Source organism: Paraburkholderia sp. GAS42 (genome assembly GCF_050436565.1).
Taxonomy (GTDB): Bacteria; Pseudomonadota; Gammaproteobacteria; order Burkholderiales; family Burkholderiaceae; genus Paraburkholderia.
Genome location: NZ_JBNDML010000006.1, coordinates 99,033 through 119,675, shown reverse-complemented (window position 1 = coordinate 119,675; position 20,643 = coordinate 99,033). Strand labels below are relative to the sequence as shown.

General features: G+C 60.5%; 20 protein-coding genes and 4 pseudogenes. 11 read left to right on the top strand and 13 right to left on the bottom strand.

Annotated elements, in window-relative coordinates; genetic code table 11:
• Positions 1-246 precede the first annotated feature (246 nt).
• The 3 genes from P3T16_RS11510 (at position 247) to P3T16_RS11500 (ending at position 3,833) form a co-directional block, all read left to right on the top strand.
• Positions 247-1,095: an IclR family transcriptional regulator gene (locus P3T16_RS11510; protein ID WP_429342383.1), complete on the top strand. Its 849-nt coding sequence runs from the start codon at positions 247-249 to the stop codon at positions 1,093-1,095.
• 11 nt (positions 1,096-1,106) lie between these two features.
• Positions 1,107-2,888, top strand: coding sequence for an FAD-dependent oxidoreductase (locus P3T16_RS11505; protein WP_429342382.1), 1,782 nt, complete (start codon positions 1,107-1,109; stop codon positions 2,886-2,888).
• Between the two features lie 111 nt (positions 2,889-2,999).
• Complete coding sequence (locus P3T16_RS11500) at positions 3,000-3,833, top strand: sugar phosphate isomerase/epimerase family protein (RefSeq protein ID WP_429342381.1); 834 nt, start codon at positions 3,000-3,002, stop codon at positions 3,831-3,833.
• Between the two features lie 364 nt (positions 3,834-4,197).
• Here the strand turns inward: P3T16_RS11500 and P3T16_RS11495 are convergent, their stop codons facing one another.
• The 3 genes from P3T16_RS11495 to P3T16_RS11485 form a co-directional block, all read right to left on the bottom strand.
• The gene (locus tag P3T16_RS11495; protein WP_429342380.1) at positions 4,198-4,677 is read right to left on the bottom strand and encodes a MarR family winged helix-turn-helix transcriptional regulator; all 480 of its coding nucleotides are present in this window, start codon (positions 4,675-4,677) and stop codon (positions 4,198-4,200) included.
• 12 nt (positions 4,678-4,689) lie between these two features.
• Positions 4,690-5,058, bottom strand: a complete 369-nt coding sequence (locus tag P3T16_RS11490; protein ID WP_429342379.1) for an antibiotic biosynthesis monooxygenase family protein — start codon at positions 5,056-5,058, stop codon at positions 4,690-4,692.
• A 315-nt stretch (positions 5,059-5,373) separates the two neighbouring features.
• Positions 5,374-6,243 (bottom strand): LysR family transcriptional regulator, encoded by an 870-nt coding sequence (locus P3T16_RS11485; protein ID WP_429342378.1) that lies wholly within the window; start codon positions 6,241-6,243, stop codon positions 5,374-5,376.
• A 93-nt stretch (positions 6,244-6,336) separates the two neighbouring features.
• On the opposite strand from P3T16_RS11485, the gene P3T16_RS11480 reads away from it, so the two are divergent.
• From P3T16_RS11480 to P3T16_RS11470, 3 genes are all read left to right on the top strand, one after another.
• Positions 6,337-7,122: an SDR family NAD(P)-dependent oxidoreductase gene (locus P3T16_RS11480; protein WP_429342377.1), complete on the top strand. Its 786-nt coding sequence runs from the start codon at positions 6,337-6,339 to the stop codon at positions 7,120-7,122.
• 355 nt (positions 7,123-7,477) lie between these two features.
• Positions 7,478-7,861 (top strand): VOC family protein, encoded by a 384-nt coding sequence (locus P3T16_RS11475; protein ID WP_429342376.1) that lies wholly within the window; start codon positions 7,478-7,480, stop codon positions 7,859-7,861.
• Between the two features lie 260 nt (positions 7,862-8,121).
• Positions 8,122-8,424 carry a hypothetical protein gene (locus P3T16_RS11470; RefSeq protein WP_429342375.1) on the top strand — a complete coding sequence of 101 codons (303 nt, stop codon included), beginning with the start codon at positions 8,122-8,124 and terminating at the stop codon, positions 8,422-8,424.
• Between the two features lie 154 nt (positions 8,425-8,578).
• Here the strand turns inward: P3T16_RS11470 and P3T16_RS11465 are convergent, their stop codons facing one another.
• The 5 genes from P3T16_RS11465 to P3T16_RS11445 all read right to left on the bottom strand — a co-directional run bounded on the left by P3T16_RS11465 (position 8,579) and on the right by P3T16_RS11445 (position 12,054).
• Positions 8,579-9,286 carry an aquaporin gene (locus tag P3T16_RS11465; protein ID WP_429342374.1) on the bottom strand — a complete coding sequence of 236 codons (708 nt, stop codon included), beginning with the start codon at positions 9,284-9,286 and terminating at the stop codon, positions 8,579-8,581.
• A gap of 5 nt (positions 9,287-9,291) precedes the next feature.
• Positions 9,292-9,786: an arsenate reductase ArsC gene (locus tag P3T16_RS11460; protein WP_429342524.1), complete on the bottom strand. Its 495-nt coding sequence runs from the start codon at positions 9,784-9,786 to the stop codon at positions 9,292-9,294.
• Positions 9,787-9,812: 26 nt separating this feature from the next.
• Positions 9,813-10,298: an ArsI/CadI family heavy metal resistance metalloenzyme gene (locus P3T16_RS11455; RefSeq protein WP_429342373.1), complete on the bottom strand. Its 486-nt coding sequence runs from the start codon at positions 10,296-10,298 to the stop codon at positions 9,813-9,815.
• The gene (locus P3T16_RS11450; protein ID WP_429342372.1) at positions 10,295-10,630 is read right to left on the bottom strand and encodes an ArsR/SmtB family transcription factor; all 336 of its coding nucleotides are present in this window, start codon (positions 10,628-10,630) and stop codon (positions 10,295-10,297) included. The genes P3T16_RS11455 and P3T16_RS11450 overlap by 4 nt, the downstream gene beginning before the upstream one ends.
• Before the next feature lie 155 nt (positions 10,631-10,785).
• Positions 10,786-12,054, bottom strand: a complete 1,269-nt coding sequence (locus P3T16_RS11445) for an MFS transporter (protein ID WP_429342371.1) — start codon at positions 12,052-12,054, stop codon at positions 10,786-10,788.
• Positions 12,055-12,198: 144 nt separating this feature from the next.
• On the opposite strand from P3T16_RS11445, the gene P3T16_RS11440 reads away from it, so the two are divergent.
• The 3 genes and pseudogenes from P3T16_RS11440 to P3T16_RS11430 all read left to right on the top strand — a co-directional run bounded on the left by P3T16_RS11440 (position 12,199) and on the right by P3T16_RS11430 (position 14,128).
• Entirely contained in the window at positions 12,199-13,119 is a 921-nt protein-coding gene (locus tag P3T16_RS11440; protein ID WP_429342370.1) for a LysR family transcriptional regulator, read from the top strand.
• 191 nt (positions 13,120-13,310) lie between these two features.
• Positions 13,311-13,733, top strand: coding sequence for a porin (locus P3T16_RS11435; RefSeq protein WP_429342523.1), 423 nt, complete (start codon positions 13,311-13,313; stop codon positions 13,731-13,733).
• A gap of 30 nt (positions 13,734-13,763) precedes the next feature.
• Positions 13,764-14,128 (top strand): annotated as a pseudogene (locus P3T16_RS11430) (BON domain-containing protein).
• Positions 14,129-14,505: 377 nt separating this feature from the next.
• Here P3T16_RS11430 and P3T16_RS11425 read toward each other — a convergent pair.
• Positions 14,506-14,643 (bottom strand): annotated as a pseudogene (locus P3T16_RS11425) (H-NS family nucleoid-associated regulatory protein); the annotation flags it as partial.
• Between the two features lie 504 nt (positions 14,644-15,147).
• On the opposite strand from P3T16_RS11425, the gene P3T16_RS11420 reads away from it, so the two are divergent.
• Positions 15,148-15,798, top strand: a complete 651-nt coding sequence (locus P3T16_RS11420) for a hypothetical protein (RefSeq protein WP_429342369.1) — start codon at positions 15,148-15,150, stop codon at positions 15,796-15,798.
• Here P3T16_RS11420 and P3T16_RS11415 read toward each other — a convergent pair.
• The 3 genes and pseudogenes from P3T16_RS11415 to P3T16_RS11405 all read right to left on the bottom strand — a co-directional run.
• A complete protein-coding gene (locus tag P3T16_RS11415) occupies positions 15,771-16,508 on the bottom strand; it encodes an acyl-homoserine-lactone synthase (protein WP_429342368.1) in 738 nt (245 codons plus the stop codon). The genes P3T16_RS11420 and P3T16_RS11415 overlap by 28 nt on opposite strands.
• Before the next feature lie 173 nt (positions 16,509-16,681).
• Positions 16,682-17,470 carry a LuxR family transcriptional regulator gene (locus P3T16_RS11410; protein ID WP_429342367.1) on the bottom strand — a complete coding sequence of 263 codons (789 nt, stop codon included), beginning with the start codon at positions 17,468-17,470 and terminating at the stop codon, positions 16,682-16,684.
• Between the two features lie 567 nt (positions 17,471-18,037).
• Positions 18,038-18,715 (bottom strand): annotated as a pseudogene (locus P3T16_RS11405) (3-oxoacyl-ACP synthase); the annotation flags it as partial.
• Here P3T16_RS11405 and P3T16_RS11400 point away from each other — a divergent pair.
• On the top strand, positions 18,657-19,469 hold the full coding sequence (locus P3T16_RS11400) for a relaxase/mobilization nuclease domain-containing protein (protein ID WP_429342366.1): 813 nt from the start codon (positions 18,657-18,659) through the stop codon (positions 19,467-19,469). The pseudogene P3T16_RS11405 and the gene P3T16_RS11400 overlap by 59 nt on opposite strands.
• Positions 19,470-19,544: 75 nt before the next feature.
• Here the strand turns inward: P3T16_RS11400 and P3T16_RS11395 are convergent.
• Positions 19,545-19,820 (bottom strand): annotated as a pseudogene (locus P3T16_RS11395) (transposase); the annotation flags it as partial.
• Positions 19,821-20,643: the final 823 nt, after the last annotated feature.

Sequence of the window (20,643 nt, the reverse complement as noted above, 5' to 3'; positions counted from 1 at the left end):
CGTACGATCCAGATTCAAACCATAGTCCGCCAACCTTAGGACACGCTTAGCCGCCTTGCCTGGTGTGAAGCTCGCGTATACCCCGGGCGTTCTTCGGCCAGGTGTGCCAATCGGGATCACGCGGTCAGTGAAGCGCCGGGATCGATATTGACACCGGTCCTTTTAATGTGGAATAGTGTTCCATATATTGTGGGATGAAATTCCACTCGATGTTTACGCCGCAGATGACACGCCAGGGAGGCAAAAATGGCAAGCACTTCGCAGGAGCTCAGCTACTCCGGCATCCTGGACCGTGCTCTGGCAATCATCGAATTACTGGCAGAGAGTGCGGACGGGCTGCCGTTGAGCGCTATTTCGGAGAACCTGCGGATTCCTCGCAGCGCGACGCACCGGCTGCTGACGTCGCTTTCCAGTCACGGCTACGTGCGTCAGGAAGAGGAGCGCGGGACGTACGTCCTGACCTCGAAGATTCAGGTCCTTGCCTTTCGGCATCTGTCGGTGAGCGGATTCGTGGATGCTGTCCAGCCCGTGATCAACCGGCTCGCGATGGAAACCGGTGAACTGGTGCGACTGGCGGTTGCGGACAACGGGCGACTGACCTGGGTGGCCCGTGCGCAGGGTGCCCGCTCCGGGCTGCGGTACGACCCGGACATGGGCATGGAAGCGAGACTGTCCTGCTCGGCCACAGGTTATGCGTGGCTCTCGTGCATGAGCGACGAAGCAGCACTCGCTCTCGTTGAAGCGCAGGGTTTGGGCACGCCCGATGAGTTTGGCCCCGCAGCGCCGCAGACAGGTGCGGAAATCCTCGAACGCGTTGCATTGGCCCGTCAGCGCGGGTACGCGGTCGCGATCCAGACGTTCACGGACTGGATGTCCGCGATGGCCGCGCCGCTCGTGCACCCGGTCAGCGACAAGGCAATCGGTGTGGTGAGCGTGGCGGGCCCGGTGTTTCGCCTGACCGAAGCGCGCCTGCACGAATACGCGCCGCTCCTTCTGGAAGCAGTAGAGGAAATCAGTCATCTCATTCCGGGGTCTCCCGCCCTGATGAACCCGGCCATGGCAGCACTCAGCGCCCGACACGGGCTCATCTCGTAGCAACTGTGGAAATGAACAATCCGGCGCTGATGAATTGCGATCTGCTCGTCGTGGGTTCCGGCGCCTCGGGTCTGGCCGCCGCTGTCACTGCGGCGTGGCATGGTCTCAAGGTGGTGGTGGTCGAGAAAGATGCCGTATTTGGCGGCGCGACCGCGTGGTCGGGTGGCTGGATGTGGGTGCCAGGCAATCCGCTCGCGAGGCGCGCGGGGATTATCGAAGACCCGCAACAGCCGCGCACTTACCTCAGGAACGAGCTGGGTGAGCGCTACGATCCAGTGCGGGTGGACGCGTTTCTCAACAACTGCTCGCACATGGTCGCCTTTTTCGAAGCGCACACGGCGCTGCAATTCGTCGACGGCAATGGCATTCCGGATATTCACGGCAACGTTGAAGGCGCAGCAACTCAAGGCCATCAGGTCATTGCCGCGCCGTACGACGGACGGCAGGTTGGGCCGCTCATCAAGCGTCTGCGCAAGACGATGCGTGAGACATCGTTCATGGGCATGCCGATCATGGCCGGTGCGGACCTCATGGCGTTCCTGAGCATGACGCGCTCGCTCAAGTCGTTCATTCACGTGACGAAGCGCTTTACGCGGCATCTGCTCGATCTGGCGCGCTACGGCCGCGCGATGCAACTGGTCAATGGCGTCGCGCTGGTTGCGCGCCTCGCGAAGTCGGCGGAGAACCTGGGCGTCACGCTGATGGAGTCCGCGCCTGCAAAGCGTCTCGTTTTAGAAAACGGTGCGGTACGCGGCGCGGTGGTCACGACGGCAAAGGGCGAAGTCGAAATTCGCGCGAGCAAGGGCGTCGTGCTCGCGGCCGGCGGCTTCCCTAACGACGTGAAACGACGCAAGGCGCTCTTCCCGCGCACGCCGACTGGCCGTGAACACCTGGCGCTGCCGCCCGAGAGCTGTTCGGGCGACGGCATCACGCTTGGTGAATCCGCGGGCGGTTATCTCGTGACGGATGTCGCATCGGCTGCGGCATGGGCTCCCGTATCGAGGGTCACGCATCCGGACGGAAGCATTGGCCACTTCCCGCACATCATCGACCGTGCAAAGCCTGGCGTGATTGGTGTGCTTTCCAGCGGCAAGCGTTTCGTGAACGAGGCGGACGGCTACTACGATTACACCTCGGCGATGATTGCGGCGGCGCCTGAAGAGCAGGAAGTCGCATCGTGGCTTATCTGCGATCACCGTTTTCTGCGCCGGTATGGCCTCGGTTACGCGCGGCCTTTCCCGGTTCCGGTTGGCGCGTTCATCCGCCGTGGCTATCTGCAGCGCGGCGCGACCATCGAGGAACTTGCAAGGCGTTGCGGTATCGCGCCCGAAGGCCTGGCTGCGACCGTCAAGGTCTACAACGAGTACGCGCGGCGCGGCGAGGATCCGCACTTCGGACGCGGCTCGACACCGTATAACCGCAAGGGCGGTGACCCGTTGCACGAGGGCCTGAATCCGTGCGTCGCGCCGATCGAACAGGGACCGTTTTACGCGGTGAAGGTGTTCCCGGGCAGCTTCGGAACGTTCGCCGGCCTGAAGACGAACGGCTCCGCGCAGGCGCTCGATCAGGAGGGCAACGTGATTGCCGGCCTCTATGCGGTGGGGACGGATATGGCCAGTGTGATGGGCGGTGTCTACCCGTCGGGCGGCATCAATCTCGGTCCGGCCATGACCTTCGGTTATGTGGCGGGCCGCCACGCGGCGGGTGCGACGGACTACGAAGGTAATGACGGGTTAGAGACCGTCAGCACGACAGCACAGGCGGCGGACCCGATGCCGCTGTCCACGCGCTGACGGCAACGTCCAGCTTCAATGCAATACGAAAAGATATTTCGTTAAAGCGGGAATCACACAGCGGGGAGGCGCGAATGAAGCCGATTTGCCGCTGCGCTAAATGGAGAAGACATGTCACAGCACAATCATCGCCCGTTGTCGCTTGCTGCGTTGACGGTGATCGAACTGACGCCGCCGCAGATGGTCGAGTGCGCGGCCGAGGCCGGCTACGATTTCGTCGGCCTTCGGCTTCTACCCGCGACCGCGCATGAAGTGCGTTACGACTTCATCGGCGATACGCCGCTGAAACGCGAGACGCTCGCGCGTCTGAAGGACACCGGCGTGCGCGTGCTCGACGCCGAGATTCTTCGCCTCAAGCCCGATACCGACGTTGCCGGCTACAAGCCGATGCTCGAAACCGCGGCCGAACTTGGCGCGCGCTATCTGCTCGTGGCCGGCAACGATCCCGACGAAGTGCGTACAGCGGAACACCTGGCGCAATTGTGCGATCTTGCCGCGCCGTTCGGGCTCACGCCTTCTCTCGAACCGATGCCTTGGACTGACGCGAAAGACGTCACGCAGGCCGCGCGCATCGTGAAGGCGTCCGGGAAGCAGAACACGGGTCTCATCGTCGATCCGATTCACTTCGATCGCGCGGGCTCATCGACCGATGAGCTGCGTTCCCTGCCGCGCGAATACTTCGGCTACCTGCAGTTCTGCGATGCGCCCGCCGGGCGTCCGAAGGATCTTGAGACGCTGCTCTATCAGGCGCGTTGCGAGCGGCTGATTCCGGGCGAGGGTGGCCTTGATCTCGCGGGCATTCTGCTGGCGCTGCCTGACGGTGTGCCGATCAGCATCGAAGTGCCGATGGAGACATGGGCGAAGACGGCGAAGGCCGTCGAGCGTGCACGAAGGCTACGCGAAGCGACGCTCGCCGTGCTCGATAAAACTTATGGGCGGAACTGATCACCTGCCGGTCGGCAGCCCGAAACAGAGCATCGCGAACGATGATGGCCGGGCTGGCCGATTGCAGCTAGACGTCCGCATACCCTTCTTCGAACGCACACGCTGCGGGCCGCCGTCTCAGTTAGCGAGCATTTCGATCACGCCGACCACGAGGGCAAAAACGCTGATGCAGCCGCCGAGGGTGACTGCGCCTTGCATAAAGGGTGACATATGCTGTTCCGTTGAGGTGAGGGACGGCGCCTATTAGATCTCAACAGAAAGGAAAAAGAAAGGTTTGGATCAGGCCGATCAAGTGTCGCTACCGGGCAGGACCGGACGCTGGACAGTTACATGCCCGGCCGGAAAATACGCTCCGACTCCAGGACTATGGATTCGATGACGCCACCGGAAGAGGTGTCGACTGCAGGCGGGCAGCAAGCGTCTCAAGTACATTCAGCGCAATTTCCAGGTCCGGTTGAGTCATGGTTTTAGCGAGCGCTTTCGCCCACACTTCCTCGGAAGCGATCGCGGCGTTGTAACTGCAACGGCCAGCGTCGGTCAGCTCGTAGAGGGGCGAGCGTTCGTGGCGTGGATTATCCTGCGCCGCAATCAATCCGTCTCGTTGCGCCTGGTTCAGTTGCTTCTGCGCGCCCTGCCTGGTCAATCCCATCGCGGCTGCAATCTGCGGGCATGAAAGTGCCCGGCCGGATAAAGCGATCGCGCCCATGACCTGCCAGCGCGCGCTCGTCATACCCAGGGGCGCCACGAGTTGATCGCCTTTGTCCAGGAGAAGCGAGTTGACCCGAAAAACCGTCGTCATGATCTGGGTCAGGACGTCGCCCGGCGCGATATGTTTGCGATCCAAATTTAGCCTCGACTAGTCGGTACAGAGGTTGGGTACGGCGACCCTGGTGAACAGGTGCGGCCTGGCCGTGACGCTCGACGGGTAAGCGCGAAGCTTGCTGGCAAACTCCGGATTCGTGAATGCAGCGCGAAAGTGCGCGACCGATTCCCAGACGGCGTAGTTCATGAAGACGCTGCTGCCGGCGATGCCGCGATGCAACTGCGTGGAGATATAGCCGGGCTGCTGCTTCATCCAGTTTGCGTCAGCTTCCCATGCGGCGAGCAACGCGTCGGCATCGGACGGATCGACAGTGAATACATTGACCAGGACGGCCGGCGAAACCGACTCGTCGAGTTGCTGGCTGAGCGGCATGCGGGGATCGAGTGGTTCAAACGCGGGCATGATTTTCCCCTGAAGAAAGTAATAGGCGGCAGGTCGTTGAGGACGCTTCACCGAATGACAACCAGTTTCCGTTGATGGTAACTGGTTGTCAATGGCGATTTTTTCCCGAGCTGTCGCTCTACGCGTCGGACCAATTCCGGCAATTGCATCAACCAAAACCGGCGAGCCAGCCAACTTACGAGTGGTGCGCCCGGCGGGGTAAGGTCAGCTCGCCGGAATTGCGAGGATAGGACCTTCGTCGCATGGGACGAACGCCTCAGTTGAAGCGGTCATTGCATAGGTCCAGCGATAAAAGTTGGCCGTGCAACTACTGAGCTACCAGTTTCGTGCTGCGTCGAGAAGAAGTTGACGACTCACATTGACCCGGTCGACTCCAGCGCTCCCTTTGCTGCGAGCTATGTAGAGGGATATTCGAGCCTTGGCTCTGGCATTTCGACCGATCAACTGACCCGTTTGCAGCATGTCGCTGCACAGGCACTCGGGAACGACTGACAGTCCGGTTCCTGCAGCGGCAGCGTCAAGCGCTGCCTGATAGTCCGGGACGGTGACCGAGGGGAGGTCCGGATTCCGCCCGAATGCCACGCGCCAATAGCTGGCGAGCGCAGGTAGCGGACCCTGGACTTCGATCAGCGGCACCCCGCCTGGCGCACCTGTCCGGAGCAATCGCTCACGCCAGCGTGGCGCACAAACCAGTATTAAGGCGCCTTCGTACAGGAGATCGTATTCGACTGCCTTGTGGGGAATTCGTGCCGGTGTCACGGCAAAATCCAGTTCCCCGTCGACTAGAGCCTTCATCAGGACAGGGGGCGGTGCCGAGCGCAAATCGAGACGGATTCCATACTGCGGCAGGGTCGCGAGACCAGAGAAGATCAGTTTTGCGAAGCCGCTGGTTGATCCTGCATGAATGATGCCCTCCAGCGATGCGTTCTTACTGCCTGCTGAATCTACGACTCTTTGCAACGCGTCCAGGTGGGATCCCACCTGGCGCTCCAGTTCGGTGGCAGCCGGTGTCGACGCCAGGCCGCGCGGCAGGCGCTCGAACAGCTTGCACGCCAGGTGATTTTCCAGAACCTTGATGTGTCGCGATACAGCGGGTTGAGTCAGATGGAGTGCGTCGGCAGCTTTCGAAATCGAGTTGTGCCGGTAGACGCTGAGAAAGCTTCGAAGGTAGAGCAGCTGAGACATAAAAATATTTATGCGTAGACCGAAAACACATGATTTGTTTTTAGTCTACATCCGCCTTAGAGTCCGATCAACACTACCAGCAGGCATGCCACCATGGCCACACCACCGTCAGTCATCCCCACGTTTCCCGATCTTCAGGGAAAGGTCGCCGTCGTTACCGGCGGCTCACGTGGAATCGGAGCCGCAACGTGCCTGGCACTTGCGAAGAACGGCGTGAAAGTTGCCGTCAACGGTCGCGACGAAACGGCGATTCTGTCAACCGTGCACGCCGTGCGCGCCGCGGGAGGGAAAGCGATTGCTGCGCCCGCGAACTGTGCCCAACTGTCTTCGGTTGAGGAGATGCGGGTACGCGTCGACGCTGAACTTGGCGCACCTGATTTCGTCGTGGCATTCGCCGGCGGCGGCACCGGTCGGCCGGTGCCGTTTGAGCAGATCACAGAACAAGACTGGCGCTCAAGCATTGACAACAATCTGACGTCCACATTTTTCACCTTGAAATGCTTCCTGCCCGCAATGATTGCGCGCGGTTCCGGATGCATTGTCAACATGGCGTCTGCAGGTGGCAGGATTGCCGCCGGTGCACCCGCCGGCTATGGCGCCGCCAAGGCCGGGGTCATCATGCTCACACGTCATCTGGCGCATGAGGTGGGCCGGCACGGCATCCGGGTCAACTGCGTTTCGCCATCGGCGGTCCTCACGGAGCGAACCCGGCAGGCCATCACGGACGAACAGGAGCGACAGATGATCCCCGCTTTCCCGCTGGGTCGGCTGGGTCGTCCAGAAGATGTCGTCGCTGCGACGCTCTTCCTGCTGTCCATGGCCTCATCCTGGATCACCGGCGTGACCCTGGATGTGGCCGGCGGCCGCGTCATGTCGTGAAAGATCACGTGGCGGCGGATGCCTCGGTGAAATGCTGCTGGCAGATTCAGACCTGGAACGCAATTCGAGGCATAGGTCATCAGGGCACATACGCCGCCCTAAAAACCTTGTGCGCTCCGCCATCGACGTCTTTGGGTCGACGTGCGAAATTCGCGAAGGTCTGTTATCGCGGAGGACGGCCGGCAGCCTCGAGTCCACTTCGGAAGTTCGCGTGGTACAGGTCCGGCCGTCACGTCGGTCGTAGTTGCATTTCACTTGAATGCGATCGGGCTTCGGCTATCTTGTATCCGTAGCGAGACAAGAGTCCTTTCCTGGCCAGAACAGACATTCGGTCACAACCAGTGAGGGTCGCGAAATGAGCGTACAGCTAAACCATACTATCGTCTGGTGCCGCGACAAGCAGAAATCGACACGGTTCCTCATGGACATCCTGCAGGTGCCGAGCCCTATCGAGTTTGGGCAGATGCTGGTCGTTCAGTTCGCAAATGGCGTCTCGCTCGACTTCTTCGAAAGCGACAGCGCGATTTCCATGCAGCACTACGCGTTTCTGGTCAGTGAAGAGGAATTCGACGAGGTCTTCTCTCGTATGCGTGACCGAGGTCTTCAGTACTGGGCAGACCCCGGCAAACAACGTGCCGGCGAAACCTATCAGCACAACGGTGGCCGGGGAGTGTATTTCGACGATCTTGACGGTCATTTGCTTGAAGTCATGACCCGCCCTTATCAAATTGGTGCCTAGCAGATCGGCGTTCAACTGGAATCGGCACCCGCACACGGGAAACGGAGTGTCGGAATTTTTGTGTGCAAGGCAGATAAAAGCCTGCCGTCTGGCAGGTCATCAATTGCATTCTACAAATGAGTCCTGGTGAAGCGGTCCTCGTAGAGGACCGCGAACTGGTTCATCGCGGCTTTCCAGCCTGCGTGACTACGATAGAGACCGTACATTGACGAACCCGTCACCAGCCATTTTGTCAAAGTAACGTGGCTGGAGTTCACCTCATGAAGTCCTTTCGCTCTACCGCCGCCCTTGTCGTGCTCGCTGCCGGCTGCTCCTCGACCTGGCCGCCCGCCAGCAAGCAGACGGCCCGGCATATTCCGGCCGACACGGATACATGCATCCCGTGCGCTAACCACGGTGTGACGCATGCTGACTCCACGTCAAAGCCACCGGTGCTCAGCGTCAGTGCCAGCGATCCCGATACGCAATTAATTTTGCCCTGGTTCCTCACTGACATCATCAACGCCGTTAACGAGCACGAATCTGTCGGCAACTTGCTGAATACGTTAAGAAGCGGCTTCTGACTACCCTCTTTAAGGCGGGCGGCGCGGATTCGAGAGTGTCACAGTGCGGCTGCGGGCATTCGAGCCGGATCTGAAAATGTCCGCCAGCTGGCAGCAGAGATCCACGCCGCGCCCGCTACGCTTCGCGCTCGCGAGCGAATTCACAAAGCCCATATCAGTGAATCTTCGTTTGCTCTCCTGAAGCCTCGAGCACATTTGGGTGGCCTTTGCGATGCCTTCCCGGCGCAAAAACAGCGTGAAGAGTCAGACCGATCGCCGCACCGACCAGTTCGGCAAATACAAAGCCCGGCGAGCTGGCCGGCGCGATGCCGGCAAAGCTGTTGCTGAACATGCGACCGAACACTGCGGCCGGGTTTGCGAACGACGTTGATGCTGTAAACCAGTAGGCCGCACCGATATAGCCCGCCACCATTGAGGATGCACGCCCGGCTGGCGCACGCAGAATGACCAGCAGCAGACCGGCGGTCGCTACTGCTTCGGCAATCCACTGACCGGTGCCGGCGCGCACCCTGGTCGATAGTTGCAGGATCGGCAGGTCGAACATCGCATGGGCGAGCCACGCACCGAGAATCGCACCGATCAGTTGGGCAGCCACGTACGGCACCAGTTCAGACGCGGGCAACTCGCCTCGAATTGCCATCGCGGCGCTGACGGCAGGGTTGAAGTGCGCGCCGCTCAGAGGGCCGAACACCTCGATCAGCACATACAACCCGCCGACCGTGGCCAGCGTATTGGCGAGCAAGGCGATCGCGACATTGCCTCCCGCCAGGCGCCCGGCCATGATGCCGGAACCGATCACGACAGCGAGCAGCAATGCTGTGCCCACGAGCTCTGCGAGAACCTTACGCCGCAGATCGACCATGGTGCTCAACTCCCTGAAATGACGGTCAGGGCTTGCTGAAGGTCCGCATCGCTCATCGTCTCAAAGGGCAGCGCGAGGAGTTGCAGCATGCGGTACCCGATCGCCTGACGGGTCAGTTCGAACGCGATGCGCTTACCGTCATCGCCACCCCGCGCGTCTGACGGATCGGCATACCCCCAATGCACCTTGACGGGACTGCCCGGCCAGTACGGACACGTCTCGGCGGCTGCGTTGTCGCAGACGGTAATGACGACACGCATCGATGGGGCGTCTTTGCCGGCAAACTCGTCCCAGCTCTTGCTGCGATAGCCGCTCACGTCGATGCCCACGTTGGTCAACACTTCAACTGCAAAGGGATTGAGGTCACCACCTGGTGCGCTGCCGGCGCTGAAGGCGCGAACGTTTTTTCCGAGCTTTGCTGCCCAGTGGTTCAGCATCGCCTCGCCGAGCACGCTACGCGCCGAATTGTGCGTGCAAAGGATTAACACATTGGACGTCATCTGTTCCTCGTCAATCAGGTCCGGCCTCAACAGCACGACGAAGAAGGCTTCACCGCGATCACAACTGGCGTGCCTCGCGCCGACGCACAGCATGCGGAAGCATCGTCAGCGGATTTGCTGCCCGGTTCATCGTGCGATTCGCCAAACACCGGGATATCGGTCAGCGTGTGGTACGACTCCCATGCGATGCCCTGCGGGTCGACTGTCCAGTACTTGTCGGAGCGGACGTAGCAACAGGCAGTGCCAATCTGCTCATCGACCGGCAATTGCGCGTCTTGAAGGCGCACGTGCATCTCGGCGAGTTCCGCTTCGCTCTCGACCTGCACACCCAGGTGATCAAGGCCCGGGGCTGCTCCCCGTTGCGAGATAGCGAAATTGATTCGCGGATTATCAAGCATCCACCTGGCGTAATCGCCCTTGACGACAGTCGGCTCAGCCGCGAACAGCGCCGTGTAAAAGCGAATGCTGTCGGCAAGATCGGTGACGGCAACGTGAACGTGAAAACGCTTCATGACTGATTCTCCCCGGCGGGCGAACACACCGATGCCGGCGAGCAGGGGTTGCCGCCGCAGCAGTTTTCGGTGAGGTAGGCCAGCAGGCCGTTCATGGTGGCAAAGTTCGCGCAATAGATAACGAACCGGCCTTCCTGGCGCCCCGTTACGAGCTGCGCGTGCGCCAGCTCCTTCAGGTGGAAGGAAAGGGACGATGGCGCTACGTCCAGCAGCGTGGCGATCTGGCCCGCAGCCATGCCTTGCGGGCCAGCCTGCACGAGGGCGCGAAAGACGGCGAGCCTTGATTCGTGCGCAAGCGCAGCCAGTGCGGTAATGGTTTGGCTTGTTTCCATATTTCAATGATAGTCGAAATGTAGAAATTTGCAAACTGATGTCTGGCTGTCGCGCGCAATGCGCACAATGCCAATCATAAAAGTCCCACAATTTCAAAGCCGGCGGCAACCTGACCCACGGCGCCCTCCGGCCACCCGATTCTCTATGGCTTAGCTCAATCTGGGTTCGATGAGATCCGGCCCGCCGTGATCGACGTGTCGGGACGCGGATTTTGCCGGTCCGCTGTCCTGCGAGGAGTGCCGATCCAGTGGATTGCGGAAGCGATAAGCCCGAGCGCGATACCAAAGGCGACGATGCCCGTCCAGCCGAAGCGGGTCATCAGCCAGCCGCTGACGATCGTACCGAGGGCGCCGCCAAAGAACGTGGCGGTCATATAGAGGCTGTTGATGCGGCCCTGCGCTTTAGGATCGACTGCGAACGCGCGAGTCTGGTTGGACACCAACCCGGCCTGCACGCCGATATCGAGCACGATGACGCCGATCACCAGGAACGTGAGCGAGGTCGCCGCGCCGGAGAGAAGCACGTAGGCAAGCGTGACGATGCCGATACTGGCCGCAATGACAGTGCGGAACCCCAGTTTGTCGGAGGCGCGGCCGCCGAGTGAAGCGGCAAACGCACCGGCTGCGCCGATGATGCCGAAGCCGCCTGCCCACGCGCTGCCGAGGTGCCATGGTCCGCTCGCAAGAAGCGCCGCCAGATTGACCCAGAACGCGTTGAAACAGGCCCACAACAGCGCCTGGATAATCATCGATTCACGGATCGGACGATTGTCCCGCGCCAGTGGCCACAGCGATGCAAGCAGGCGTCCGCAGGAAAGATTCGTGGACGGCACACCCCGCGGCAGGAGCGAAGCGGCGGCAATCCAGACCGGGACCATGAACACTGCTTCGAGCCCGTAGACCGCGCGCCATCCGTAAGCCGAGCCGACCACGCCGGCGATCGTTCGGCCGAGCAGGATACCGACCATGATGCCGCTGACGACCGTCCCGACGTTACGCCCTCGCTCGCTCGGCCGCGACATGACGGCCGCGAAGGGCACGAGTTGCTGGGGCACGCAACTGACGATGCCAAGACCAAAGGAAGCCGCGATCAGCGCCCAGATGCCGGGCGCGAACGCCGCCGCCAGGGCGAAAATGAAGGCGAGCGCGATCTGACCGAGCACGAGCTTGCGCCGATCGAAGCGGTCGCCAAGCGGCAACAGCAACGCCAGCCCGCTCGAGAAACCGAGCAGCGCCGAGCCGGCGACGAGATCGACCGTCGTCAGGTTGACCCGCAGGCCCGCCGCGATCAGCGGCAGGATCGGCTGGGTGCAATAGATGTTGGTGATCACCGCGCCGGCGATGATCGCCATCATTACGATCTTGCCGCGCGACGCTACCGCGGGCGTAGGTGGACTAACGGGTGTGGTGGGCAGGCCGCTCACGGCATTCTCCTTGATATTTCGATCTCTTCAGCATTTGCAGCGACATGCTGCGCTCCAGAGCCTGGTGTCGAACGTTACACACTTGCATTTACAAAGAGAATCCATCACGATTGGGAATCATCCTTCCACTTTTTGATAGGCTCCATGAACCGTCTTGAGTCCATGTCTACCCTCGTCGCTGTCGTTGATTCGGGCAGCCTGTCGGCTGCTGCGCGTCGCCTCGGCATGCCGCTGGCAACGGTCAGCCGCAAGGTTGGGGAACTGGAGTCGCATCTGAAGACGCGTCTGCTTCACCGCACGACGCGACAACTTTCGTTGACGGAAGCCGGGAGTTCATACGTGGCTGCGTGCCGGCGCATTCTTGAAGAAATTGGAGAGGCCGAGCGCGCGGCGACGGGTGAATACGCCTCGCCTAAAGGCGAGCTCGTGGTCACCGCGCCCGTCGTTTTCGGGCGCTTGCACGTCGTGCCGGTGGTTGCGGATTTTCTCGCGCACTATCCGGAGATCAACATTAGCCTCGTGCTCACGGATCGCGTCGTGCATCTGATGGACGAGCACGCCGACGTCGCGATCCGGATTGGCGAATTGCCCGATAGCACGCTGATGGCGACGCGAGTCGGAACGGTCCGCCGGGTCATATGTGCAAGTCCCGGCTATCTGGCAACGCATGGCGTGCCGGCCAGACCACGCGATCTCGCCGGGCATGAGTGCATTAGCTTCGAGGTCCTCGCGTCCATGCGCGCCTGGGTTTTCGGGTCCGGCAAGTCAGAGCTGTCCGTGCCCGTTCATTCACGGCTTGCAGTCAATACGGCGGAGGCAGCTATCGCAGCCGCGATTCGCGGCGTTGGACTGATACGTGTGCTGTCCTACCAGGTTGCAGACGCTATACGTGACAACGCGCTTTGCGTCGTGCTCGACACTTTTGAGTCGGCGCCATTGCCCATCAATCTCGTGCATAAAGGGCAAGCGCCCCTGCCGTTGAAGTTGCGTGCGTTCCTCGACTTCGTGACGCCGCGCCTACGCACTCATACATCGCGCGAACTCGCCGGCGTCACGACGGCTTGATTGCCGGGGAGGGTGCGCCGTCGCCTTGGCGCTCTCGTCTCTTCCACCAGCCGTACGGCCATCGTGTCGAGGCTGGAGCGAAATACTCGCGGCTGCCAGTGGATCAAGGGATTTCCCTGGGGGACGATTGCAAAGAAAATTCGAGGAATCGGGTCGCCGATCGGCCTGTTCGCGAGTGATCGATGTCCAGTTTGACGGCGGCAAGAACCTACAGGTGGAACCCTGTTTTCGATAACCGCTTCTACTACCTCGGCGCGAAGTACACGTTTCACGATTTCTCCGTGTCGACGTCATATGGCATTGGCAAGAACCCGGCGAACGCCAATCACGTCGACTATGAGATGGTTTCCGCAGGACTCGGCTACAGGTTCACACCGGCTTTCCGGGTCACCTCGGGCTTCTACTACCTGAAGGACCGGAACAATTCGGCCACTCACTCGGATGAATTTGCCGTGGGCGCCGAATACAGCCTGTCCAAGAGCACGCTCACCTACGCACAGGTCGGGTACGTCGACAACAAGGGCACCATGAACCAGACGATCGTGTACGGCCAGCCTGTTGCGCCTGGCACGTCGACCACCGCGGCCATGATCGGCATCCGCCACAGCTTCTGATCCCGTGACGCACGACAACTGGAGAACTCAATGAAAACAAGCACGGTACTCAGGATGGCCGGTGGCATATTGATCGCGCTCGCATCCGTTCACACATGGTCTCAGACCAGCGAACAGAGCGCTGCATCTAGCGGTTCCGCCATTGCGGCGTCCGCTGGCGTGACGGCAAACGAGACGCGGCAGGCCAATCGCGCGCTGCGCAGGAAGGTGTACGCCGCCACAAGGAGAAAGCCGCGGGAAACATCAGCGTCGTTGCAAGGGGAGGAGCGGTGACGCCTGACGGGACGGTGGTCGATGCCTCGCAGATCGACAAGGTCGCCGAGATCGCAAAAGGCGTTCCGGGGGTAACGTCCGTCACCAACAGGCTCACCGTCAAGAAGCCGTTTGGCCAGTAAGGGGGCTCGCGCGCCAGGTAGGGTCGCCGCAGCAATCAGACTTTCATTTCGATTGCGGTGAGCCCGGCGACGATACGCGGCTCGATGCCGCTCGAGGCGGCGTTATTCAATGAGGGAGACAGATGAGCATCGCAGAGACATCGTTGCGTAAGTTGATCAAAAAATGATTCGCGCCGAGCGCAACTTCGCAAGTTCGCCTTACGCGAAGCGCTCGGGCGCATCCGCACGGAAGCCGCTGCGTTCGAGTCGAGGCGCTGTACCCAGAAAGTTCAGTAGCGGTCTTCTTTTTTCCAGCACCGCGACGGCGTGTGGCGGGTATTCCCGCCGGAACTCGGGCACGTGTCGATGCGTTGAGCTCAAATGGAACCGACAGTCGTGTCTGATGTCGTCAAACCATGCTTGAGCATCAGGTCTCGAATCTGGTCCACAACGGCCTGGACCTTCTTCGCCGCCAGAGCCTCGGCTTGCGCCTGAAGCTTCTTCATCTTTGCCTGAATCTCTTCCAGTGTTGCCATTCAGACTCCCCTTGGTCGTTGATAAACTGAACGCGCTATGCCATGTGCGTGCATTCGGAGCTATGAGTGCATTGGCGCAGGAGGTCTACCGGACAACCCAATAGCAGAGTGTAAGGGTTATGCATCTCCAAAACCGACTTTGAGTGCAACTGCTCGGCCGGTCCATCTCGCGAGATTGCCCATCAGGCCGCGACCAGGTACCGTCTCGACAGAATCGCGATCGTGCTTGATTTCACGCACCTCAGTTTGCAACAGGCTGCGTGTTCTTCTCCGTCAACGTCTGGGTAACAGCGTAGAGGCTTTTCTTGAGGGAATGAGACACCAGGTCTCAGTTTTTTCTCTGGGAGCACGAAGATTTTCAGCAACCTGCCTACTTTCATAGTTGACGATCCGTCTGGGAAAAACGAAAACATATGCCAGCGGTTGAGCGATGTGCCGGGGCATCGGAGCCGGCGCCGGCGGCATCTATTGACCACCTGTGGGTACGGGCGGCGGCAGGCACTGATGCGCTCTGTTATCCCTTCATTCGCGATGAATATACGCGGTGTGCTGCAATTTCATGTTGCATTCAATGCGAGACGTATCATGGAACAATTCAGAGACTCATGGCAATCGTCTGGAAGCGAAGACTTTTCCATGCGCCCCGGTGCTTCAGCAACTCTGCTGCGACGGGTGCAGCGTGCCGAAGCAGAAATCTGTCGACTGACAAAATGTCTTGCGTCAAGGGAGCTGCAGGTAGCGGAATTGCGAGCGGTGCTGGCCCATTCGGTTGCCTTGCATTATTCCGTCGATGAACGTCTGGAGCGGGAGCTCGAGTCCGTTCGGTGGATGATGCCGGCTCAAGGCGAGAGTGGTCAGCCCCGCCACGACAGGCAGAACGTTTCAGGGAGCGGTGTCGTCATTCGCCTCCCTTACGTCACTTCTGTGCTCTCCGTGCTTTTCGATGCAATGTATGCTTTCTGGGCAGATTGCGATCAGAATATGCCGCCGAAATCGTCTACCGTTGCCAGGGCCATTGACGAGCGCCTCAACCTGAGCGCGCAACCTAATGGCGAGGCATCACGCAGCGGTCAGGCGTATGCGTCAGCGATTCGACCAGACTGGGTGAAAGATGCCGACAACCGGCATCATTCCCGATCCCGGACCAGCTGTTGACAGTCCCGTTTTGCTTGATCGGGTAATCCTTGAATTTGCGACCCGTTGGTGACCCTTCGCACGGGAGCACCTGGCGCGGGCGGTTGTCCGAACCAGGCAATTGAGCGCACCAGATCATCAGGATTGCAATGGAGATTTTCAAAGGTTGTGGGCGATAGTTCGACGGCGCAGGCGATAACACTCGCATCCCTGGGCGGACTGACCGGGAAGATGCGCTGCAGGTCGAGGCCAAAGCGCCTGTAGAGGCGTTCGACGGAGTGCGAAACAACACCGATTACCTGAGTCGCGCCGAACGCCAGGGCGACAGCCATCGCATAGGGAAACAGGTGCATGCCCGGCGCACGGTGATCTCGCGTCCGGCCAGTGCACGATGGGCTTCCTGATCCGGCGAAGCGGGAAAGTTCCCACACGCTCGGCGATGAAGGAAGCGGGTTTGGGCCAATGAGTTCCGGAAACACATCCCTGAGCAGGTAACGGCCAGTCGTTGGCATTAACCTGGCACAACCGCATATATGCTGCTCAGTGGAAAGGGCAACCAGGTGGACCGTGGCACCCTCATCGAACTGGTCCCATTCCGATGCATCGTTTTCCAATACGTCAGGTAACTCCCAACCAAGACGTTCGACGAAAATCCGGTAGCGGTAGGCACCCAGGCCGAGGCGAATATCCGATGGCAGATCATCCAGCCGGCCGGCAACGATGTGTGGCATTTCAGGTCTCCCGCGTTAGCCATTAACGCCGAAGCTACCAGGGCTCCGGCAGCCCCGGAACTGGTAAGTCATGGGGGTTGTATTTAGCGCCCGACGATGCACGGGCGGCAGCCGCCGTCACGGGCGGGCCGGTGAAAATGCAAACAGGATTGGGGAGAGGGCAGGGCCGGTTTTCAGAGCCGGATAAGCCCCTGCACCATGGCGTTGACCGCAGCAGCCGTGCGGCTGCTGACATTCAGGATTTTCATGGCCTCAGCGATATGGAAGTCAACCGTATGGTGAGAGATGCCAAGAATCTTGCCGATGGCCCATGATGATTTTCCGCGTGCTACCCATGTCAGGCATTCGCGCTGGCGCGGCGAAAGATGCTGCGAGGTGGAAAGAGATTGATACCGGGTGAGTCGCTCGAGTTCGAAGTGGAACTGTGTGCTGATCACGTAGGCCAGCCTCGGATTGACCGCGTCGCTTACGGCCGTCGAGGGGCCCGACAGGTTGACCAGGAGAATGCTTCCCCCCGGGTCATGGATCGGGATGCTGATTCCGCCGGGCAGCCCCGCTTCATGCGCTTCATCGAGAACGCGCCGCTCGATCTGGCTCAGATCAGGGATGTCGAGCCATCGATATGGGAGGGCATGTGTAAAAGCGGCGCGATGAACCGGATCAATAGCTGCGTAGCCGCGTTGCTGGTAGTGCTGCACCCAGGGATCGGGGTAGCGTGCGCAGATCATTTCCAGGGTTGTGCCGGGCGGCGAGGCGGAGCGCGTTCGTGAGGTTCTGCTGATCACGTAATGAGGAAACCCGAGCGCATCCGCGGCATCGCCGAACGAATCTACAAGGGAAGCTAGATCACCGGCGCATGCGAACGGCATGATGAGCGCGGACAATAGCGCCCGGACACCTGCGCCCCATTGCAATGTTCGGGGTTGGTTCCCATCGTGGCGGCATCGAAGGGCATGTTTCATCATCGCTTCCTTGGGCCGCCCTCCTGCAGGTCTGAGAGTTGGCGCTGGCAAGAGAGGTTTCCCGCGCCATGTCGCAGGAACCGTAAGCATGCCTGCAGGTATTTCCGGTGGCGAGAAGGCCAGGCAGAGGCCCGGTTTCGCCTGTCGAAAGCGACTTCCGGCAGGCCGGATCCGATTATGGATATTCGGGAACGCCCGGCGCGATGAAAATGCCCACCTGCGACAGCAGTTTGAAACGCATTATAGAATTTTCGAGTCCGCATTGCAGAAACAAAGATCATCGAGGACGAAGCTGTCCTGTCGATGGACATGCCATAGAGCCCCTCGTCATGTCCCCGTGGGGTGCGCGACGCGTCCGTGCGGAGGCCAGTTGATGCCTGCAGGCTGTGAGTATCGATGTGCTGCGATCCGGTATCCGGATCCGGGTTGGCGGCCCTCTCGTGGTGCGAGGCGATTCGCGATGGCGATGATCCTGGCACGGGTGACGCGAGGCATCCGGAGTCAACGGGATAAGGACATGCCGAGCCAGGCAGACCCGGTGCGCGTGTAATCGCCGGTAATGGGTGGTTAGCGCAGAAACAGCGCAGCTGCTGAAAATCCGCCGACGCCATGCGCAAACAGCAGGAATGGTTTGCCTGCCACGAGATCGGCGCAGTCGGTGAGGTTAATGATGGGGTCGCTGACCGTCACGTGCGCGATGCGGGCAAAGTTCTCGCTGAAGAGGCACTCGTGCGACAGACCAAGTGACTCCAGAACACGATGCCATGCGGGCAGGTCCAGGTGATGCGGCAGGACGCGCTGGAGCGCCGGCAGTGTGAAATGCGCGTCGACGACAACTTCTGTGATCAGTCGGCGGGCATCCAGGAAATACTGTGCAGCGAGCCGCGATTCCTCATTTCCCAGTGCACCTCTCCAGCCGTCTCCACTTGCGTGGGTGGCCAGGCCGAGGAACTGGTTAATCGGCGCGTCTCGCTCAATGAGCGCCGCGCAGGCGCCATCGCTCATCAGCCCTGCACTGTCCATCAGTCGCTCCGAGGGCAGCGGCATCACGTCGGCGCCTACCAGCAGCACGCGTTTGAGCGCGGGGCGCGCGATAAACATCGCGTGGATGATGCGCAGCGCGCCGAGTGTGGAGGCGCAATGCTGCTGTGCGAACGAGAATGCATCGGCATGAGCGAAGCCAAATATGTCGCACAGCATTCGCGGCAGCGACATCGGCGGTGGGGCGACGCTGCCCTGCAGGGTAGCGGCGCTGCACGACCTCACCGATGCGTGGCAGCTTGGCGGTTGGGGCATCCCGGAGGAGAGCCACCGTCGCGAAGTGTTCAATGTCCTGCTGTCGATGCCGCCGGGCACGGACCGGCAGGCCGTGCGTGATGCAGCACGCGAGTTCGCGGCGCTCGAGTTTGGCGATGGTCGAGGCTATGTCTTTGCGGCGCACAACGATGAGGCGCATCCGCACGTGCATCTGAGTGTCCAGGTGAGGGGCGTGGATGGCCGGCGTCTGAACCCACGCAAGAAGGATCTGCAGCGCTGGCGCGAGCGCTTCGCCGAACAGTTGCGTGCGCAGGGGGTCGATGCGAACGCGACGTCCAGGCGCACGCGTGGTGCCACACATCGCTATCCGAAGCAGGCGGTCGTGCATATGGTTGCTCGCGGTGAAATGCCCCGGTACTGGCGCGCGTCAGTGAACGGCGTGCAACGGCGTGAGGGTCTCGAGGCGCACGCGGGGGTATTTTCCGCATGGCGTGAACTGGCGCAGGCGATGGCGACCTCGTCTGCGCCGGCCGATCGCAGAATGGCAGTGGGCATAACGGATTTTGTGCGAACGATGCCCGTGCAGCAGGATGGCCGGGACGTCGGTCGCTCGCCGGAACTAGCGCGTGCGCCCGATGATGAGCGTATCCGCGATATCGGTCGCGACCGCGCAGCAGGTCGAGGCACGGCACCTGCCCGCGACCTTGGTGACGCGGGCAGGAAACCGGATGTGGAGCGCTGACGCGCGCAGACGACTGCCTGTCAGGTCCGGTCCAGGCCAATACACCTGATGCACGGTATCCGTTCGCCAGGTGATGTTCACATTTACGACCGGCCCAAACGCGCAGGCAAGCGATGCAAACACGAGATAGCTGTCGGCGAGCTTGTCATATCGAGTGGAGACACGGCGAAAATGCTTGATGCGATTGAAGAAGCGCTCGACCAGGTTGCGCGTACGGTACAGCCCACAGTAGTAGCGCTTTGTCTTGCGATTCGAACGCGGCGCGGTGACAACCTTCGCGCGGGTCGCCCGAATCTCTTGCACGAAGGCGTCGGAGTCGTAGCCCTTGTCAGCGATAACCGCTCCTGTGCGTCCTCACCAGCGCGCATTGGAAGTTTCCCCAAACTCACGTATCGCGATCGATATGGCCCGCTGGGGGTTGTGCATAAAAACATCTGCTGGGGTTCTGCCGTCGAGTAGCGCGTGAGGTGAGTAGAGCCAGAACGCCCGATGCCATCCGCCCGTAATATGCGCGGGTTTGGCTGGCGTTGTCGGGGCTGTCCTTGGCGACAACGCTCTGGTCCAATCTGGCAACCCTGCGGCCGCCTCCTGAAAGCATGAAGGCTGGCAAACACTTCTGGCCACCGATCGGATAGGGGTTTTCCCTGCCAGGACGGTCGCGCATCTTGTGGTGCGCTGATTCTCTGAATGGCCGTCCGCGCCTGCACCGATAACGCCGGGTGGACGTCGGCGCGAAGCGCGTAGGCATATGTTTTAAAAGGAAACTATCTATTGGAGTCGGGTTTTTGCTGCAACGCAAGGTTCAGACTTAAGTGAACAAGGTTCAAAGTTAAGTGAATCTCGACATCTCGACAGGTATTTCGGTGTCGAGATTCATTTAACTTTGAACTAGGCATGACGCCAGGATGAAGCTTTCCGGTCTCGTTGCTCATCCAACTTTGAATCCATGGTTCACTTAACTTTGAACTACCCGGGATTTGGTTCGTTTAACTTTGAACTTATTTTGTCCAGCGGTTTTCGCGTTGCGACAAATTCCAAGTGCCGTCTTCGGGCCCGCGGTCGCCGGCATCTAGATTAAGCCGTAAAGATCAACTCCTGCATAGCGGGCAAGTTCTTGTCAGGGAAGCGCCCGTGAACCTCCGAGAAGGCGTCGCAGAGGTGACTTGGCTCTTGC

What these genes read in the sequence shown, in the direction of transcription:
- P3T16_RS11470 (WP_429342375.1), top strand. Translation starts at nt 8,122, where the DNA reads ATGAAGTCCTTTCGCTCTACCGCCGCCCTTGTCGTGCTCGCTGCCGGC.
- P3T16_RS11415 (WP_429342368.1), bottom strand. Translation starts at nt 16,508, where the DNA reads ATGCCACACATCGTTGCCGGCCGGCTGGATGATCTGCCATCGGATATT.
- P3T16_RS11460 (WP_429342524.1), bottom strand. Translation starts at nt 9,786, where the DNA reads ATGACGTCCAATGTGTTAATCCTTTGCACGCACAATTCGGCGCGTAGC.
- P3T16_RS11455 (WP_429342373.1), bottom strand. Translation starts at nt 10,298, where the DNA reads ATGAAGCGTTTTCACGTTCACGTTGCCGTCACCGATCTTGCCGACAGC.
- P3T16_RS11480 (WP_429342377.1), top strand. Translation starts at nt 6,337, where the DNA reads ATGGCCACACCACCGTCAGTCATCCCCACGTTTCCCGATCTTCAGGGA.
- P3T16_RS11400 (WP_429342366.1), top strand. Translation starts at nt 18,657, where the DNA reads ATGTCGCACAGCATTCGCGGCAGCGACATCGGCGGTGGGGCGACGCTG.
- P3T16_RS11440 (WP_429342370.1), top strand. Translation starts at nt 12,199, where the DNA reads ATGAACCGTCTTGAGTCCATGTCTACCCTCGTCGCTGTCGTTGATTCG.
- P3T16_RS11490 (WP_429342379.1), bottom strand. Translation starts at nt 5,058, where the DNA reads ATGCCCGCGTTTGAACCACTCGATCCCCGCATGCCGCTCAGCCAGCAA.
- P3T16_RS11410 (WP_429342367.1), bottom strand. Translation starts at nt 17,470, where the DNA reads ATGAAACATGCCCTTCGATGCCGCCACGATGGGAACCAACCCCGAACA.
- P3T16_RS11450 (WP_429342372.1), bottom strand. Translation starts at nt 10,630, where the DNA reads ATGGAAACAAGCCAAACCATTACCGCACTGGCTGCGCTTGCGCACGAA.
- P3T16_RS11510 (WP_429342383.1), top strand. Translation starts at nt 247, where the DNA reads ATGGCAAGCACTTCGCAGGAGCTCAGCTACTCCGGCATCCTGGACCGT.
- P3T16_RS11500 (WP_429342381.1), top strand. Translation starts at nt 3,000, where the DNA reads ATGTCACAGCACAATCATCGCCCGTTGTCGCTTGCTGCGTTGACGGTG.
- P3T16_RS11420 (WP_429342369.1), top strand. Translation starts at nt 15,148, where the DNA reads ATGCGCTCTGTTATCCCTTCATTCGCGATGAATATACGCGGTGTGCTG.
- P3T16_RS11475 (WP_429342376.1), top strand. Translation starts at nt 7,478, where the DNA reads ATGAGCGTACAGCTAAACCATACTATCGTCTGGTGCCGCGACAAGCAG.
- P3T16_RS11485 (WP_429342378.1), bottom strand. Translation starts at nt 6,243, where the DNA reads ATGTCTCAGCTGCTCTACCTTCGAAGCTTTCTCAGCGTCTACCGGCAC.
- P3T16_RS11505 (WP_429342382.1), top strand. Translation starts at nt 1,107, where the DNA reads ATGAACAATCCGGCGCTGATGAATTGCGATCTGCTCGTCGTGGGTTCC.
- P3T16_RS11465 (WP_429342374.1), bottom strand. Translation starts at nt 9,286, where the DNA reads ATGGTCGATCTGCGGCGTAAGGTTCTCGCAGAGCTCGTGGGCACAGCA.